18 protein-coding genes and 1 tRNA gene are annotated in these 15,185 nt (G+C 69.5%); 5 read left to right on the top strand and 14 right to left on the bottom strand.

Annotation, left to right across the window (positions count from 1 at the left end; all coding sequences use genetic code 11):
- The 12 genes from MKK58_RS16150 to MKK58_RS16205 form a co-directional block, all read right to left on the bottom strand.
- On the bottom strand, positions 1-286 hold a 286-nt coding region (locus MKK58_RS16150; protein ID WP_243913014.1), incomplete at its 3' end, for a helix-turn-helix domain-containing protein.
- 47 nt (positions 287-333) lie between these two features.
- Positions 334-513: a hypothetical protein gene (locus MKK58_RS16155; RefSeq protein ID WP_243913015.1), complete on the bottom strand. Its 180-nt coding sequence runs from the start codon at positions 511-513 to the stop codon at positions 334-336.
- Positions 514-651: 138 nt separating this feature from the next.
- Positions 652-728, bottom strand: a tRNA-Pro gene (locus tag MKK58_RS16160).
- A 106-nt stretch (positions 729-834) separates the two neighbouring features.
- A complete protein-coding gene (locus MKK58_RS16165; RefSeq protein WP_243913016.1) occupies positions 835-1,569 on the bottom strand; it encodes a 4'-phosphopantetheinyl transferase family protein in 735 nt (244 codons plus the stop codon).
- A gap of 33 nt (positions 1,570-1,602) precedes the next feature.
- Positions 1,603-1,824, bottom strand: coding sequence for a hypothetical protein (locus MKK58_RS16170; protein WP_243913017.1), 222 nt, complete (start codon positions 1,822-1,824; stop codon positions 1,603-1,605).
- Between the two features lie 149 nt (positions 1,825-1,973).
- On the bottom strand, positions 1,974-2,846 hold the full coding sequence (locus tag MKK58_RS16175; protein WP_238278845.1) for an RNA polymerase factor sigma-32: 873 nt from the start codon (positions 2,844-2,846) through the stop codon (positions 1,974-1,976).
- A gap of 215 nt (positions 2,847-3,061) precedes the next feature.
- A complete protein-coding gene (locus tag MKK58_RS16180; RefSeq protein ID WP_238278843.1) occupies positions 3,062-3,652 on the bottom strand; it encodes a CarD family transcriptional regulator in 591 nt (196 codons plus the stop codon).
- Between the two features lie 430 nt (positions 3,653-4,082).
- Positions 4,083-4,421: a ferredoxin FdxA gene (gene fdxA / locus MKK58_RS16185; RefSeq protein ID WP_238278841.1), complete on the bottom strand. Its 339-nt coding sequence runs from the start codon at positions 4,419-4,421 to the stop codon at positions 4,083-4,085.
- A 247-nt stretch (positions 4,422-4,668) separates the two neighbouring features.
- Complete coding sequence (locus MKK58_RS16190) at positions 4,669-4,944, bottom strand: RNA-binding S4 domain-containing protein (protein ID WP_243913018.1); 276 nt, start codon at positions 4,942-4,944, stop codon at positions 4,669-4,671.
- A 21-nt stretch (positions 4,945-4,965) separates the two neighbouring features.
- Positions 4,966-8,472, bottom strand: a complete 3,507-nt coding sequence (locus MKK58_RS16195; protein WP_243913019.1) for a helicase-related protein — start codon at positions 8,470-8,472, stop codon at positions 4,966-4,968.
- A 68-nt stretch (positions 8,473-8,540) separates the two neighbouring features.
- Entirely contained in the window at positions 8,541-8,885 is a 345-nt protein-coding gene (locus MKK58_RS16200; protein WP_409565257.1) for a hypothetical protein, read from the bottom strand.
- A complete protein-coding gene (locus MKK58_RS16205) occupies positions 8,882-9,790 on the bottom strand; it encodes a DUF3108 domain-containing protein (protein WP_243913020.1) in 909 nt (302 codons plus the stop codon). The genes MKK58_RS16200 and MKK58_RS16205 overlap by 4 nt, the downstream gene beginning before the upstream one ends.
- Before the next feature lie 317 nt (positions 9,791-10,107).
- Here MKK58_RS16205 and rpmB point away from each other — a divergent pair, with 317 nt between their 5' ends.
- The 4 genes from rpmB to MKK58_RS16225 all read left to right on the top strand — a co-directional run bounded on the left by rpmB (position 10,108) and on the right by MKK58_RS16225 (position 12,634).
- Positions 10,108-10,413: a 50S ribosomal protein L28 gene (gene rpmB / locus MKK58_RS16210; RefSeq protein ID WP_238278834.1), complete on the top strand. Its 306-nt coding sequence runs from the start codon at positions 10,108-10,110 to the stop codon at positions 10,411-10,413.
- A gap of 116 nt (positions 10,414-10,529) precedes the next feature.
- Positions 10,530-11,459 carry an AEC family transporter gene (locus MKK58_RS16215; RefSeq protein ID WP_243913021.1) on the top strand — a complete coding sequence of 310 codons (930 nt, stop codon included), beginning with the start codon at positions 10,530-10,532 and terminating at the stop codon, positions 11,457-11,459.
- 111 nt (positions 11,460-11,570) lie between these two features.
- The gene (locus MKK58_RS16220; RefSeq protein WP_243913022.1) at positions 11,571-12,044 is read left to right on the top strand and encodes a DUF1348 family protein; all 474 of its coding nucleotides are present in this window, start codon (positions 11,571-11,573) and stop codon (positions 12,042-12,044) included.
- Between the two features lie 8 nt (positions 12,045-12,052).
- A complete protein-coding gene (locus tag MKK58_RS16225; protein ID WP_243913023.1) occupies positions 12,053-12,634 on the top strand; it encodes a TetR/AcrR family transcriptional regulator in 582 nt (193 codons plus the stop codon).
- Positions 12,635-12,664: 30 nt separating this feature from the next.
- Here the strand turns inward: MKK58_RS16225 and MKK58_RS16230 are convergent, their stop codons facing one another.
- The gene (locus MKK58_RS16230; RefSeq protein WP_243913024.1) at positions 12,665-13,963 is read right to left on the bottom strand and encodes a PQQ-dependent sugar dehydrogenase; all 1,299 of its coding nucleotides are present in this window, start codon (positions 13,961-13,963) and stop codon (positions 12,665-12,667) included.
- A gap of 340 nt (positions 13,964-14,303) precedes the next feature.
- Here MKK58_RS16230 and trxA point away from each other — a divergent pair, with 340 nt between their 5' ends.
- Positions 14,304-14,624, top strand: a complete 321-nt coding sequence (gene trxA, locus MKK58_RS16235) for a thioredoxin (RefSeq protein WP_056185158.1) — start codon at positions 14,304-14,306, stop codon at positions 14,622-14,624.
- 153 nt (positions 14,625-14,777) lie between these two features.
- Here the strand turns inward: trxA and MKK58_RS16240 are convergent.
- The coding region (locus MKK58_RS16240) for an outer membrane protein (protein ID WP_409565259.1) at positions 14,778-15,185 on the bottom strand (408 nt) is incomplete at its 5' end.

Raw genomic sequence — 15,185 nt, forward strand, 5'->3', positions numbered from 1 at the left:
CCTGCGCCCCCGTTCGCGTGGAATGCGGTGGGGTGCCGGGCGGGCGGGTCTTGTCGTGCAGCAGGCCCTCGACACCCTCCTCGGGAAAGCGTTGCTGCCAGCGCCAGACAGCGGGCCGACTGACGCCGGCCTGCCGAGCCACCTCCTGCACGTTCAGGCGCTCGGCTGAGAGCAGGATGATACGCGCCCGAAGGATGTGCTTCAGGGGGCGGGATCGATCGCCGGCGATCGCGGCAAGCGCTGACTGGGTCGCGGCGTCGAGGAGCACGCAGACGGTCTGAGCCATTGCCCAGACTCGCATGCATCGCCCGCCTCGTGAATCCTCTGACCGCGTCAGTGCACTAGCTTCGACCGCGTGCCGCCCGCATCGGGAATGGCCGCGTCAAGAGCAGCCAACGGTGATGGCGTCTCCATCAACACGAACATCCGGCTGTGAACCGGTAGGTCGGGAAGGGCGGTGGCGAGGATATCGACGAGGCGCTTCATGCAGCCCTGATGCAGGTTCATCGGCATAGGCCGAGCGTCGCATGGGTGCGTCTGAGGCGTAATGGGGTGGAGGCCGCGGACCACAAGATCCGACCAATGTTTGGTCGAATGTTTGGTCGGGTTTTGCTCTCTGAGCCGGGAAGACCGGTTTCCCTAGGGAAACGATGGTCGGAGTGGCAGGATTTGAACCTGCGACCCCCACGTCCCGAACGTGGTGCGCTACCAGACTGCGCTACACTCCGACGAAGCCGGCCCCTGGGGCCAGCGAGGGGAGCTATAGCGAGGCCGGTGCAGCGCCGCAAGCGGGTTCGTGCGGGAAATCGCGCCGGCGGTTCGGTGATCGAACAATCAGAGGCCCTCACCGTCCGACGGCAGGCGATACAGGGCGCAGTATTCTCCGCCCCGCGCGATGGCCACCGCCCCAACGGCCTCCCCGCCGAGATCGAGGTGATGCAGTGACCAGTCGTGCCACGGGCTCGCACCCCGAGCCCAACTCCGGATCGTCGCCGGACCCGGTGGAAGTGTCACTTCGAAGCTGTCGAGGGGGAGGGAGAGGCCCGTGCCGAGCGCCTTCACCACGGCTTCCTTTCTGGTCCAGCAGGCCAGGAACGCCATCGGTCGCTCGGCCGCCGCTCGGCTTGCCAGGGCTGCGATCTCGCCGGAATGGAAATGCGCACGCGCGATGGACATCACGTCCCCGAGGGGGCGGGCCACTTCGACATCGACGCCGATCGCCGCGCCGTCCGCGATGGCGACCAGCGCATGCGACCCGGAATGCGAGAGATTGAAGTGCAGGCGACCCCGGTCCGGGCCGCCGAGTTCAGGCTTTCCGTTCTCCGCAAGGTCGAAGCACAGATCCGCGGGGTCTCGCTCAAGATATCCGGCGAGGATCTGCCGAAGGGCCAAATGGCTGCGAACGAAACGATCGTGATCCTGCGGCCGGAGGAAGCGCGCCGCTCGCGCCTGCTCGTCCGTCGACAACCAGCGCGCGCGTGCCGGCGTGAGCCGGATGGCGGCGAGGTCCACATGCCAGACGGCGGTGCCGGGTTGGCCGGCGGGCTTCGCGATCTGCCAGGTCGTCATGGTGCCAGTCCGCGAGCCTGGGACGCGTTCCGATCAGGAGACCGTCTTCCCCAGGGCCCGGACGCTCCATGCGCCCTGCAGCGACAGCAGCAGAAGGTAGATGACTTCAGCCGCGCCGAGCGCGGCGTAGAACAAGCCGACACCATGATACCAAGCCAGGTCGCTCGACAGGAGCGTCGCGGCGGAGGTCGCCGGAATCAGGAACGCCACCAGGAGACCGAGCACCCTGGTCGCGTTGAGAGGTATGGCCTGCATCGAAGATCCGAGTTGCCTCCGAAACGATGCGGGTTTCGTAGCCCAATCCTGCCTGCATTCAAAACAAAGCCCGGCAAAGTGCTTGCCGGGCGATGACCATCGCGGATGCGTACTCTGTCCCAGCGTGAACCAGTAAGGTCCGGCGCGGGTCAGGCGTAGACGTTGCCGCCCGTTTGCGGAAAGCGCTCGGCCAGGGCGCGACGCAACTTCTCGAGGGCGCGGTTCTCGATCTGCCGAACGCGCTCCTTCGAGATGCCGAGACGGTGCCCGAGGGCTTCCAGGGTCGCCTGATCCTCGGCCAGGCGACGCTCTTTGAGAATCCGCAATTCCCGCTCGGACAGGACCGTCAGGGCCTCGTTGAGCCAGATCAGCCGGCGCTCGCCGTCGACAGCCGCCGACACCGTCTCGTCGGGGAGGGCGGCGCCGTCCACGAGGAAATCCATGCGCTCTGAAGAGGCTTCGCTCTCCTCGCCCACCGGCGCGTTCAGCGACATGTCCGGCCCGGAGAGGCGGGCATCCATCAGGGCGACATCCTCCCGCGACACGCCGATGGCGGTGGCGATGCGTCGGTGGATCTCGTCGCCCACATGCTCCTCGGTGGACTGCATCAGGCGGGCGCGCAGGCGACGCAGGTTGAAGAACAGGGCTTTCTGGGCCGAACTCGTGCCGCCGCGGACGATAGACCAGTTGCGCAGGATGTAATCCTGGATCGAGGCCCGAATCCACCAAGTGGCGTAGGTAGAGAAGCGGACCTCCCGCTCCGGCTCGAAACGGGCAGCGGCCTCCATCAATCCCACATGGCCTTCCTGGACGAGGTCGGCCATGGGCAGGCCGTAATGGCGGAAACGTCCGGCAATCGCGATCACGAGCCGCATGTGGGCCGCGATCAGGTCGTGCAGGGCGCGTTCGTCGCGCTCGTCCTTCCAGCGCACGGCAAGACCACGTTCCTCATCCCGCGCAAGGAAGGGCGCCTCCATCGCCGTGCGTATGAACTGCCGCCGGATCCCTGCGATATCCGCCATCCCCGCCTCCGCCGATCTGAAACGTGTTCTCCCAGCTACGATCCCCGATGACGAACGAAACCGGACTTCGGACCTGTATCTGGTATCGCGACAACCCGGGGGTCTTCGGGAAGGTTCCCCGATCGCGTACGGCGTTCACGCGCACGTGAGTCCAAAAGAAAAAACCCGGCGCAACGGCGCCGGGTTCCATGAATTCAAAACCGGAATGCGGTGTATCAGGCCGCTTCCTCCTGGAGATCGTCGCTCTCGCCATCGCCTTCCGCCTCGGCTTCGCCCTTCACGCGACGCGGAGACTTGGCCAGGCTCTGCTCGATGAGCTTGAGGGCCTCGGTCTCGGTGATGCGGTTCACGGACGAGATCTCACGGACGACACGGTCGAGGGCGGACTCGTAGAGCTGGCGCTCGCTGTAGGACTGCTCGGGCTGGGCCTCGGAGCGGAAGAGGTCGCGCACCACCTCGGTGACCGAGAGAAGGTCGCCCGAGTTGATCTTGGCCTCGTACTCCTGCGCGCGGCGGGACCACATCGTGCGCTTGATGCGAGCGCGGCCGGTGAGGAGGTCGAGGGCCTTCTTCACGAGTTCTGGCTCGGCCAGCTTGCGCATGCCGACGCTGTTGGCCTTCGCGGTGGGGACGCGCAGGACCATCTTGTCCTTCTCGAAGGAGACCACGAACAGCTCGAGCTTGTAGCCGGCGATCTCCTGCTCCTCGATCGCCGTGATCCGGCCGACACCGTGAGCGGGGTACACGACCGCTTCGCCGGTCTTGAAGCCTTGGCGGCCTGCCGTCGTCTTCTTGGCTGTGGTCATGCGAGAAGCGCCTCCAGAACATCGCGCGGCCTTGCACGCCGCGCCGAACCCTGTAATCCGGGGTGGGTCACCCGGCTCCAGCCCCTTGTCCGAAGGGTCCGCGTCAGTGACGCGGAACCAGCCGGTTCCCGGGCATGCCGACGCGTCGCGCAACGAGAGACCGGTCGCCGAAGGCACGGAACGCCTCCAGCGATCGATCGCATGCGACCCCATTCCTCAACTGAGCGTGAGACCCATCAGGTGATGGTTGGAGGCAGCACGTCGAGCACGAACGACGGCAGGCGTTCTCAATAGCACAAACGCGCCGCCGAATCAAAGGATTGCCGGCAGGGCCGAGCGCAAAGGGCTTCGCCTCCAGCGTGCTCCACAGCCTCTTTCACGCCGATCCTGCGGGCGCGCGGCCTCGATCCGAGGCCGCGCCCGGCGGCAATCAGTCGCCGCTGCCGGGATTGGCCGAGAAATGCGTCGCGAACTTGTCGGCGACCCCATCCCACGTCTTGGCGTCGGCGGGCGCGTCCTTCTTCTGGGTGATGTTGGGCCAGGTGCGGGCGAAGTCCGCGTTCACCTTGAGCCAGTTCTCCAGGCTCGGTTCCGTGTCGGGCTTGATCGCCTCGGCGGGGCATTCCGGCTCACAGACACCGCAATCGATGCACTCGTCCGGATGGATGACGAGCATGTTCTCGCCTTCGTAGAAGCAGTCCACCGGACAGACCTCGACGCAGTCCATGTACTTGCACTTGATGCAGTTGTCGGTGACGACGTAGGTCATGGGGCCTTCAGTCCTCGATCCGGTGAGCGCCGGGAGCGGCCGATGCCGGTCTCAGGCACGATTCGATGCACGGATCCGTTAACGCTTCGTGGCACGGGTCGGGTGGCTCGGGCACAGGCGCGATCCTGGATGCCCGATCCGGGATGGGGCTGGCTCTAGCCCCTGTCCGGGAGGCTGACAAGCGCGGCTTGAGCGCTGCGCCCCGCGGACCCCCTGTGTGTCGCACGCGGGACACGGATGATGCAGCCTAAGCGGCGCCGTCGCCCAGGACCTCGTAGAGCGTCTGGGCCTCCGGCGCCGGACCCCGGCGCTCACCGAGATCCAGCACGCGAGCCGCCACCGTGGCGTGAGCCGCTGCGACGGTGACGACATCCCCGAGTCCGACCGCCGTCGCCGAAGTCTCGGCGCGCTTGCCGTTCAAGCGCACATGGCCGTCCGTCACGAGGCGGGCGGCGAGGGAGCGGGTCCGCGCGAAGCGCGCGAACCACAACCACTTGTCGAGACGCTGGCGCCCCGGCTTCATCGCATCTCCGGGTTCGGCCGCTCAGCGCTTGCGGTCATTTCCCGCCTCGAGCTGAGCCTTGAGCGCGGCGAGCTTCGCGAAGGGCGAATCCGGGTCCGGGGCCCGCTCGCGGCGCTGCGGACGGGGCTCGTCCCGCGGCGCGGCGCGGGGCTCGTCGCGGCGCTCCGGCCGGACGCGGCCCGGCTCGAAGCGCTCGCGCCGGGGCGGACGGCCGCCCTCGGGCCGTCCTTCACCGGGACCGCTCCGGCGGCCGCCGTCGGGGCGGTCGCCCCGCGGACGCTCGCGCGCCTCGGCACCGGCGGGCTGGCCGCCGTGGCGGCGCTGGTCGGGTCGTCCTTCGCCGGCCGGGCGATTGGCGGAGGCGCCGTCACGGCCCGGGCCACGGGGACGTTGGTTCTGGCGCGGGTTGCCGTGGCGCTGCTGGCGGAACAGGCGCCAGACCTCGACGGTGCCTCCGTCGCCAGTATTGGCCGTGTCCGTCCGTGCGGCGACCGGCGCGGCGGGAGCACCCGCATCGGCCGGTTCCGCACCGGCCTCACCCTCGGCCGAGTTCTGTGCAGGGGCCAGCGTCTCCTCGGCTCCCGCTTCACCGGAGGCCGTGTCGGCGGTCGCGGACTCGTCGGTCGATGCGTCCTCGGCGGGGGAGGGGGGCTCCGCCGGTTGCGCGGCGACGTCGGCAGGAGCTTCGCCCTCGTGGGCAGCGTCCGCGCCGGCAAGTCCCTCTTCCGCGACGGGAAGGCCTTCCTCCACGCCGGCGAGAGCCGCCACCTCGGCGACGGGCGCCGGGCCTGCATCCTCGGATGCGGAATCATCACCCGCGGCTTCGGGGTGATCCGGTGCCGTCGCTGCGTCCTGCGGCTCCGCGGTCGCCTCCTCGGTCGCCGCAGCGGGAATCGCCGCCGCACCCGAATCCGCCGTCGAGCCGGGCTCGATCTCCGTCGCGGGCTCGTCCGCCTCGGCCGAGGTCTCCGAGGCCGCGTCCGTCGTCGGTTCGGTCTTCGGGGCGGCGGGCGGCGCGATCGGCTGGGTCGGGGCGGCGGGCAGGAGCGGCACGGTGATCGCCGGACCTGGGCGGGTCTCGGGCGCGTAACCGAGGGACTTCAGGATGGAAGCGAAATCCTCGCCGGAGCAGCCGACCAGGGAGGTCATGCCCACCGTCGCCACGAAGGCGTCGCCGTCGGCCGCCCCCACGGGGGCGTCGCCGGGGGTGGTGCCGGGCCGGTAGGCGATGGCCGGGCGGATCAGGTCGGCCAGCCGCTCGAGGATGTCGACGCGCACCGCGCGCTCGCCGCAGACGCGGAAGCCGGCCGCGCGGTAGAGGCCCTTGGCGATCTCCGGATCGACCTTGATGGAGGTGCGGCCGGAACTGGCGAGATGCGCGATCTCGTCGAGGCCACGCTGGTCGAGGCCGCCGTTCTTCAGGGCCCAGAGTTGTGCCGCGAGGGTGCGGGGCGCGGGCTTCAGGAGAGCCGGCAGGAAGATGTGGTAGGCGCCGAAGCGGACGCCGTGGCGGCGCAGGGCCCCGCGTCCGTCCTGATCGAGGGTGCGCATTTCCTGCATCACCTTGGCGCGCTCGAGCACGCCGAGGGATTCCACCACCTGGAAGCCGATGCCCTTGGCCAGCCCCGTGAGGTCGGCGGCGGTCTCGATCTCCATGAGCGGGCCGAGCAGGCGCACCACGGTGGCCTTGAGCCAGGCGACGAGGCGGGCTTCGACCTTGTCGCGGGCCGGGCCCGTGAGCTGCTCGTCGGCGAGCAGGCGCACGTGCGGCTCGAACAGCTTGTCGCCCGGCGTCAGCTTGGCCACCGGGTCGCCTGTCCAGCGGATGACGCCGTCGTGGCTCAGGACCAGGGAGGCATCGGCGGCGGACGAGAACCGCTCGGCGCGGGCCTCGATCTCGCCGGCGAGCGCCTTTTCGGCCGCGCTGCGCAGGGTCTTGGCCTCATGTCCTTCCGCACCGGGGTCCGGAACGAACTGGAAGCCATGCAGATGGCCGACATGCTGGCCCTCGACGGTAACGTCCCCGCCGGCGGTGATCTCAGCTTCCAACATCGTATTCTCTCTCAGGCGCCGCATCAGGACGCTGGTGCGCCGATCGACGAAACGGCTCGCGAGGCGTTCGTGCAGGGCGTCGGACAGCCTGTCCTCTACCCGACGCGTCTCGCCCTGCCAATGCACCGGATCGATGAGCCAATCCGGTCGGTTCGCCACGAAGGTCCAGGTCCGCCCCTGCGCGATGCGCTGGGAGAGGGCGTCGATGTCGCCGTCGGTCCGGTCGATCATGGCGACGTGGCTGGCGAACCAGTCGTTGGGGATGCGCCCCGCCATCCCGCGCATCAGGAAGCGGTAGAGCTGGGCGACGAGGTCCGCGTGGGTCTGGGGATGGACCTTGCGGTAGTCCGGCACGCCGCAGACGTCCCAGAGACGACGCACATGGGCGGGGCTGTTCGCGAGGTCGCGGATGTCGTCCTCGCGCATCAGGATCTCCAGGGCCGACTGGTCCTCGCCCATCGGCGCCCGCGTCAGACCCTTCTCGCTGGGATGCTCGTCGAGGCTTTCCTGAAGCCGCTTGAGGGAACCGAAATCGAGGTCGGGATTGCGCCATTGCAGCACCCGCAGGGGCTCGAAATCGTGATTCTCCAGGGCCTCGATCATCTCGGGCTCGAAAGGCGCGCAGCGCCCGGTGGAGCCGAAGGTGCCGTCGGAGAGATGGCGCCCGGCACGGCCCGCGATCTGCCCCATCTCGGGCGGGGTCAGCTTGCGGAAGCGCGTGCCGTCGTACTTCCAGTTCGCCGCGAAGGCGACGTGGTCGACGTCGAGGTTCAGGCCCATGCCCACCGCATCCGTGGCGATGAGGTAGTCGACGTCGCCCGACTGGTAGAGCTCCACCTGCGCGTTGCGGGTGCGCGGCGAGAGGGCGCCCAGCACCACGGCCGCGCCCCCGCGCTGGCGCCGGATCAACTCGGCGATGGCGTAGACCTCCTCGGCGGAGAACGCGACGATCGCCGTGCGCCGGGGCAGGCGGCCGAGCTTCTTCTCGCCCGCGAAGGTGAGCTTCGACAGGCGCGGCCGCGTCGTGGTGTGGACGCCGGGAATCAGCGACTGCACCAGGGGCAGCATGGTCGATGAGCCGATCAGCAGCGTCTCCTCGCGCCCGCGCTGGTGCAGGAGCCGGTCGGTGAAGACGTGGCCGCGGTCCATGTCGGCGGCGAGCTGGATCTCGTCGATGGCCACGTAGGCCACGTCGAGGTCGCGCGGCATCGCCTCGATGGTGGAGATCCAGTAGCGCGGACGGTCGGGCTTGATCTTCTCCTCGCCGGTCACGAGGGCGACCTTGTCCGCACCGACCTTGGCGACGACCCGTAGGTACACTTCCCGCGCCAAGAGGCGCAGGGGCAGCCCGATCATGCCCGTGGGATGGGCGAGCATGCGCTCGATCGCCAGATGGGTTTTGCCGGTATTGGTCGGCCCGAGCACCGCCGTGACGCCGCGCGCGCGGGCCTGCGGAGAGAGGGAGGGACGAATCATGGGTGAGGGGCGGTCCCTTCGGCGAGGCCGGCAGGCTTTGACGGGTCATGGGTGCCGCCGCACCGCGATCAGGGACGGCGGGACCGTGGCGGCCGTTCCTCATATGGGTCGTTCGGGCCGCGGGCGCCATCCCGCGCCGGCATGCCCGTCGCGCCCAGACTGGGGTAGATTCCGATCTCCACGGGCGCGCGGGGGCCTTGCGGTGCGACATCGGCGCAGAGCGTGTCCGGCACCGCCGTGAGGGGGCCGCGACGCGCGGGGCGGTTCTCGATCACCTGGGCGGACGAATAGGCGTCCCCGCCGCAATCCGGCCCGGTCGAGAGGGCGGCCTGCGCCAGCGTCCGGCCGGGGATGAGCGCCAGGGCCGCCGCGACGAGGAGACGCGCGCCGCGCCCGATCGTGGTCGGGCTCACGGGTCGAGGCTGGCCTGCGTCGCGGCGCTGCCCGGCGCCGACACCGTGGTGCTCCCCTGCTGGCCGCCGGTGCGCGTCCAGCGCGTCGCCTCGATGATGTTGGTGCCCACCGTGGTGCGCACGGCGATCCGGACCGGGAGCAGGACCCGCGTTCCCTCGACGGGCGCCAGCCAGACCGACATCTCGCGGTTGTCCTCCATGAACTTCACGCCCGGACGGTCCGGCCGGTGGCCGGCGATCGGGGTATAGCGCGCGTTGCAGACGAGGACCGGGCCGCTGTAGCCGGTCTTCGCCACGCTGCGCGTCTCGCCGTAGCTCAACGCCACGTCGAAGCGGGTGGCGCCGTCGAAGATCGGCAGGGTGCGGTTGCAGTTGGCCGGGTCCATGAGGTCGCCGCGTCCGGCGACCGGCATCGCCAGGGCGCTGACGGGATCGATGACGCCGCGCTTGTTGGCGGCGGAGATCGGGACGCGATCGCCCATGTCGACGAGGGGCGGCGTGATCTCGGCCTGGGTGACATTGCCCCGCGCCAGGGCCATGCGCACGGCGATGCCGGAATTCGTGGTCTTCGTGGCGATGGCGAAGGTGCTGGGCTGGGGCGCCGAGGTCAGGGCGCCGCTGGCCCGGGCCGAGCCCATGCCGCCCGTCACCACGCCGACGAGCCCGGTGAGGCGGGCCGACACGTCCATGCGGTAGCCCGATCCCTCGAAGGCGCCCGAGACCTGGGCCGTGCCGATGGACAGGCCCGCCAGGGCGATCTCGTAATCCACCGTGACGGCCGTGGCCGAGGCGCTGGCCTTCGGGCGGGCCTGGACCTGCGAGGCGGCGAGGACGCCCGCCGTCACGGCGAGCAGGCCGAAACCGGTGAGGCGGAATGCGGGTGAGCGCTTGGGCGGGGCGCGCATGGCTGGGTACTCGGGTTTGACTGTCGGTCTCCGGCCGAACGGCGCAGGGACATCGTTCCCGCATCGTCCGCGCTCATGGTTAACACATCGTTGGAGCACCGAAAGCCGAGCTTCGTGCCGGCCGGGCGAGGATGCGCGGCCCCATGCGAAAAATCGGCTCACGCCTTGACGTCACCGGCCCCTCTCCCCTATAGGCTCGCGCCTTCAATGAGAACGCCGCTCCATCGGGCCTGGCGTGCGAGAAGCCGTTTGCCGCGACGCGGCTCTGGTTTCCCGCCAGCCTGTCGGACACGCGGAACGAGACGGGAAATAGAACAATGTCGCGCCGTTGCGAACTCACGGGCAAAGCCGTGCAGACCGGCCACCTCGTGAGCCACTCGAACCGCAAGACCAAGTGCCGGTTCCTGCCGAACCTGTGCCAGGTCACGCTGCAGTCGGACGCCCTGAAGCGTCGCGTGCGCCTGCGCGTCACGGCCCATGCCCTGCGCTCGGTCGAGCACCGCGGTGGCCTCGACGCCTTCCTCATCAAGGCCCGCGAGATCGAGCTGTCCCAGACGGCCCGCCTGCTGAAGCGCGAACTGCACAAGAAGCTCGACGAGGTCGAGACCCCCGCCGCCGCCTGAGGGTCCTGCCGGGGCCGAATCGGTCCCGAACGACCTCTGCCGTGGTTTCCCGAACGGCCGCCGCACGCTGACGCGTACGGTGGCCGTTCGCGTTGCAGAACCGGTTTGCCGTCCCGATGACCGTCCTGTCGCTCGTCGCGCCGATCTTCGGCCTCATCCTCGTCGGGTGGGTCGCGGCCCTGGCCGGCTTCCTGTCCGAGAAGGTCAGTGACGGCCTCTCGGAATACGTCTTCTCCATCGCGGTCCCGGCGCTCATCGTCGCCACGCTGACCCGCCCCGGCCTGACCGGCGAGATCACGCCGTCCTTCTGGTTCAGCTACTTCGGTGGCGCGGCCCTCTCCTGGGGCATCGGCTCGCTGGTCGGCCTGCGGCGCGCGGGCGTCGAGCGGCGGGGCGCGATCCTGCACGGGTTCGCCGCGAGCCAGTCGAACACCGTCTTCATCGGCGTCCCGATGATTCTCCAGGCCTATGGCGAGGACGGGGCGTTTCCGCTCTTCATGCTGCTGGCCGTGCACCTGCCGTTGATGATGGGCTGCGCCACCTTCCTCATCGAGGCCGACGGTCAGGCCTCGCTCCTCGCGCGCCTGCGGGGCCTGGCGCTCGTGCTCCTGCGCAACCCGATCTTCCTGGCGCTGATCCTGGGTCTCGGCCTCAAGGGCGCGGGGCTGGCGCCCGGCGGCATCGTCAAGGCGCTGGTGGATTCGCTGGCCGGAACCGCCTCGACCTGTGCGCTGATCGCCCTCGGGGCCGGTCTCGTGCGCTACCGCGTTCTGCACGACCTGCCGAGCGCCTTCGGGATCACCGTGCTCAAGCTCGGGCTGCACCCGCTGGCGGTCTGGCTGCTGGCCTTCCACGTCTTCACGATGCCGCCGGCCTATGCGGGGGTGGCGACGCTGTTCGCCGCGATGCCGGTGGGCATCAACGCCTACCTGCTCGCCGCTCGCTACAAGACCGAGACCGGCGTGGTGGCGGCGGCCGTGATGCTCTCGACCCTGCTCGCCATCTTCACGACGATCGGTTGGCTGACCCTCCTGGGCCATGCCTGATCCCCAATCTTCGCCCCGCGCCACCGGACCGGCTTGACCCGCTCGCTCGCGGTTTGTACCGATCGGTACAGAGAGCGGGCCGATTCGACCCGTCTCTTGCAGGAGCCGCCGATGTCCGAGACCCGCCCGCCGCTGCCGCCCTTCACCCGCGAAACCGCGATCCAGAAAGTCCGCGCGGCCGAGAACGGCTGGAACGGATGCAATCCGGAGAAGGTCGCGCTCGCCTACACGGCGGACAGCCGTTGGCGGAACCGCTCCGAGTTCTTCAGCGGGCGCCCCGCCATCGTGGAATTTCTGCAGCGCAAATGGGCGCGCGAGCAGGAATACCGGCTGATCAAGGAGATTTGGGCGTTCACCGAGGACCGGATCGCGGTGCGCTTCGCCTACGAGTTCCACGACGCGGACGGACAATGGTTCCGCGCCTACGGGAACGAGAACTGGGCGTTCGACGCCAACGGCCTGATGCGCGAGCGCCACGCCAGCATCAACGACCTCGCCATCACCGAAGCCGAGCGCAAGTTCCACTGGGACCGCGCGGCGCCGCGACCGCTTGACCACCCCGGCCTCTCCGAACTCGGGCTGTAACACCCGGCGTGTCGAAGGCCGAGACCGCGCGGGAGGCCGCCATTCCGGTCCTCGCCGAGGTGTTTCGCGAGCACGGCTACGAGGGCGCGAGCCTGGCGCTTCTCGGCAACCGAACCGGGCTCGGCAAGGGCAGCCTCTACCACGCCTTTCCGGGCGGCAAGGCCGAGATGGCGGAGGCGGTCCTCGACGCGATCGAAGCTTGGTTCGAGACGCGCATCTACGCGCCGCTGCGAGACGAGCCCGACCCGCGCGCCGCCATCGACCGGATGCTGACCGAGACGGACGCCTATTTCCGGTCCGGCGGCCGGGCCTGCCTCGTCGGCGCCTTCGCGCTGACGGACGGGCGCGACCGCTTCGCGTTACGCATCGCCCGCTATTTCACCGGCTGGCGCGATGCCCTCGCGGCTGCCCTGACGCGGGCCGGGTTCGGTCCTGGGGACGCCGCGGACCGCGCCGAGGAAGTGGTCTCGGCGATTCAGGGCGGGCTCGTCCTGGCGCGGGCCCTGGACGATCCGGCGGCCTTCGGCCGGATGCTGGCGCGCCTGCGCCCGCGCCTCGACCCGAGCGGCGGTGCGGCCCCGGGCCGTTAGGCCGCCCGGAGCCGTGCGCCGTCGCGGCTTTTAAGTGCCGGGGGTCAGCTTCAGGATCTTGCCGTCCGGTCCGTCCGTGACGGCGTAGACCGCGCCGTCGCTGCCGACCCGGACGTCGCGGATGCGCGCATCGAGGGGGATGCGCTCCTCGCTCACGACCTTGTCGCCGTCGAGTTTCACCGCCACGAGGCCTCCGCTGACGAGGCCGCCGATCAGGAAGTCGTCCTTCCAGGCCGGGAAGGCGTCACCCGTGTAGAGGGCCATGCCGGACGGGCCGATGACCGGGTCCCAGTAATAGACCGGCTGGGCGGTGCCCCCCGCCTGGGTCTTGCCCTCGCCGATCTTCTCGCCGCTGTACTCGATGCCGTAGGACACCTCGGGCCAGCCGTAGTTCACGCCCGGACGCGGGCGGTTGAGTTCGTCGCCGCCGCGCGGCCCGTGCTCGGCGGTCCAGAGGCGGCCCTGCGGGTCCAGGGCGGCCGCCTGCACGTTGCGATGGCCGTAGGACCAGATCTCCGGCTTGGCCTTCTCGCCGCCCGTGAAGGGATTGTCCTTGGGGGCATTGCCGTCGGTGTCGATCCGGAAGACCTTGCCGAGGCCGCTGGTGAGGTCCTGCGCTTGGACGCGGGTGACCTTGTCGGAGCGCTCGCCCACGGTGACGAACAGCTTGCCGTCCGGCGCGAAGACGAGGCGCGAGCCGAAATGCTTGTCGCCGTCATAGGTCGGCATCTGCCGGAAGATGACCTTGACTTCGTCGAGGCGGGCGACGCCGTTCTCCTCGATCAGCTTGGCGCGCAGCACGCTGGTGCCGTTGCCCTTCTCGCGCGGTTCCGAGTAGCTCAGATAGATCCGCCGGTCGGAGGGAAAGCTCGGGCTCAGCGCCACGTCGAGGAGGCCACCCTGGCCCTTGGCGTCCACCTTGGGCACCCCCGAGATCGCCGGGCCCGGCGTGCCGTCCTTGGCCACGATGCGCAGCTTGCCGGCCTTCTCGGTGACCAGCATGCGTCCGTCCGGCAGGAACTCCATGGCCCAGGGGCTGTCGAGCCCCTTCGCGACCACCTCGGTCTTCACCTTGGTGGCCGTCTCGGGCTTCGGGGCTCGGGTCTGGTTCGGCAGCAGCGGCTTGTAGCTGGTGTTCGGCGCCTCGGTCTCGGCGGGGCTGTTGCCCGTTGCCGAACTCGTGGGCGCCGCGAAGGCGTCACCCTCGATGCGGGGTTGCCGGGGCTCGACCGCTGCGGGTGCCTGCCCCGCCGGTGCCTGCGCGTGGACGGCCGCGCCGAGGCTGAGGAAGGCTGCGGTGGCGAGCAGGCTTTGGGGGATGCGCTTCACGTCGGGTGTTCCTCCATGCCGGCGGCGGAGCCGGCTTCGGGTCGAGACCGCGCGGCCACGAAGCGCGGCCACCGGGACGGGGACACCGGGGACATGGGGCGACGGACACGCTTTGACGAGGGCCGGCCTGCCGCGGCTCGGGTGGTACGGGGCGCTTTCGTCTGGTTCCGGTGTGCGTGGGATGGACAATCCCCAACGTCCGCGAGGGGCAGGCTTGCCCGGGACGTAGGATGCCTTGACCCGCCCCCCTCCCATCGCCAAATCTCGCTGGCGCTTGTTCCCGCGATGCCGGGACGGCGAAGAGGGGACCGCCGAGGCGGGACCGGAAAGGAAGTTTTCAATGGCGACGGTGAAAGTGACCGACGCGAGCTTCGAGCAGGACGTACTTCAGTCCGCGGAGCCCGTTGTGGTGGATTTCTGGGCGGAGTGGTGCGGTCCGTGCCGCCAGATCGGACCGGCCCTCGAGGAGATCTCCGCCGATCTGCAGGGACGCGTGAAGATCGCGAAGGTTAATGTCGACGAGAATCCCGGCATCGCCGCGCAGTACGGCATCCGTTCGATTCCGACGCTGCTGATCTTCAAGGACGGCCAGCTCGCCAGCCAGAAGGTCGGTGCGGCACCGAAGGGCGATCTGTCCCGCTGGATTCAGGCGAGCGCCTGAGACGGCGGACGTTGTCCAGGATCGAGACCCGGCCGCGAGGCCGGGTTTTCTTTTGAACGGTATCTCGGGGACCATCCCGATGAAGCGGTCCCAAAACGGAAGAAGCCCGGCCTTGCGGCCGGGCTTCTCCGTTTCGAGACCCGAAATGTCGGCTTAGTAGGAGCCGAACTTGTAGTTCAGACCAGCGCGGACGATCGCGAACTCGTCTTCGCGGCGGTTGGTGTAGCCGCTGACCGCCACTGCGTAGGGGGTGTTGACCCGGAAGGCAGTGTTGGTGGTGCGGGAGTAGGCGAACACGCCGTTGTTGGCGTTGTCGCGGTCGAGGCTCACGTACAGACCTTCGACCTTCAGCGTCACGGCGGACGAGCGGAAGAAGTTCAGGAACGAGTCGGTGGGCAGGGCGTACTCGATGCCGCCGCCGGCGGTCCAGCCGGTGCGGAAGTCGTTGCGGCTGCTGTTGGGCAGGCCGAAATCGTTGCCGCCGCCGCCGCCGTAGGCGAAGCCGCCGGTGCCGTAGAACAGGACGCGGTCGAAGGCGTAGCCGAGGCGACCACGGACGGT

The organism is Methylobacterium sp. J-078, from assembly GCF_022829285.1.
Taxonomy (GTDB): domain Bacteria; phylum Pseudomonadota; class Alphaproteobacteria; order Rhizobiales; family Beijerinckiaceae; genus Methylobacterium.

What these genes read in the sequence shown, in the direction of transcription:
- MKK58_RS16205 (WP_243913020.1), bottom strand. Translation starts at nt 9,790, where the DNA reads ATGCGCGCCCCGCCCAAGCGCTCACCCGCATTCCGCCTCACCGGTTTC.
- MKK58_RS16155 (WP_243913015.1), bottom strand. Translation starts at nt 513, where the DNA reads ATGCCGATGAACCTGCATCAGGGCTGCATGAAGCGCCTCGTCGATATC.
- MKK58_RS16170 (WP_243913017.1), bottom strand. Translation starts at nt 1,824, where the DNA reads ATGCAGGCCATACCTCTCAACGCGACCAGGGTGCTCGGTCTCCTGGTG.
- trxA (WP_056185158.1), top strand. Translation starts at nt 14,304, where the DNA reads ATGGCGACGGTGAAAGTGACCGACGCGAGCTTCGAGCAGGACGTACTT.
- MKK58_RS16215 (WP_243913021.1), top strand. Translation starts at nt 10,530, where the DNA reads ATGACCGTCCTGTCGCTCGTCGCGCCGATCTTCGGCCTCATCCTCGTC.
- MKK58_RS16220 (WP_243913022.1), top strand. Translation starts at nt 11,571, where the DNA reads ATGTCCGAGACCCGCCCGCCGCTGCCGCCCTTCACCCGCGAAACCGCG.
- fdxA (WP_238278841.1), bottom strand. Translation starts at nt 4,421, where the DNA reads ATGACCTACGTCGTCACCGACAACTGCATCAAGTGCAAGTACATGGAC.
- MKK58_RS16180 (WP_238278843.1), bottom strand. Translation starts at nt 3,652, where the DNA reads ATGACCACAGCCAAGAAGACGACGGCAGGCCGCCAAGGCTTCAAGACC.
- rpmB (WP_238278834.1), top strand. Translation starts at nt 10,108, where the DNA reads ATGTCGCGCCGTTGCGAACTCACGGGCAAAGCCGTGCAGACCGGCCAC.
- MKK58_RS16175 (WP_238278845.1), bottom strand. Translation starts at nt 2,846, where the DNA reads ATGGCGGATATCGCAGGGATCCGGCGGCAGTTCATACGCACGGCGATG.
- MKK58_RS16165 (WP_243913016.1), bottom strand. Translation starts at nt 1,569, where the DNA reads ATGACGACCTGGCAGATCGCGAAGCCCGCCGGCCAACCCGGCACCGCC.
- MKK58_RS16195 (WP_243913019.1), bottom strand. Translation starts at nt 8,472, where the DNA reads ATGATTCGTCCCTCCCTCTCTCCGCAGGCCCGCGCGCGCGGCGTCACG.
- MKK58_RS16190 (WP_243913018.1), bottom strand. Translation starts at nt 4,944, where the DNA reads ATGAAGCCGGGGCGCCAGCGTCTCGACAAGTGGTTGTGGTTCGCGCGC.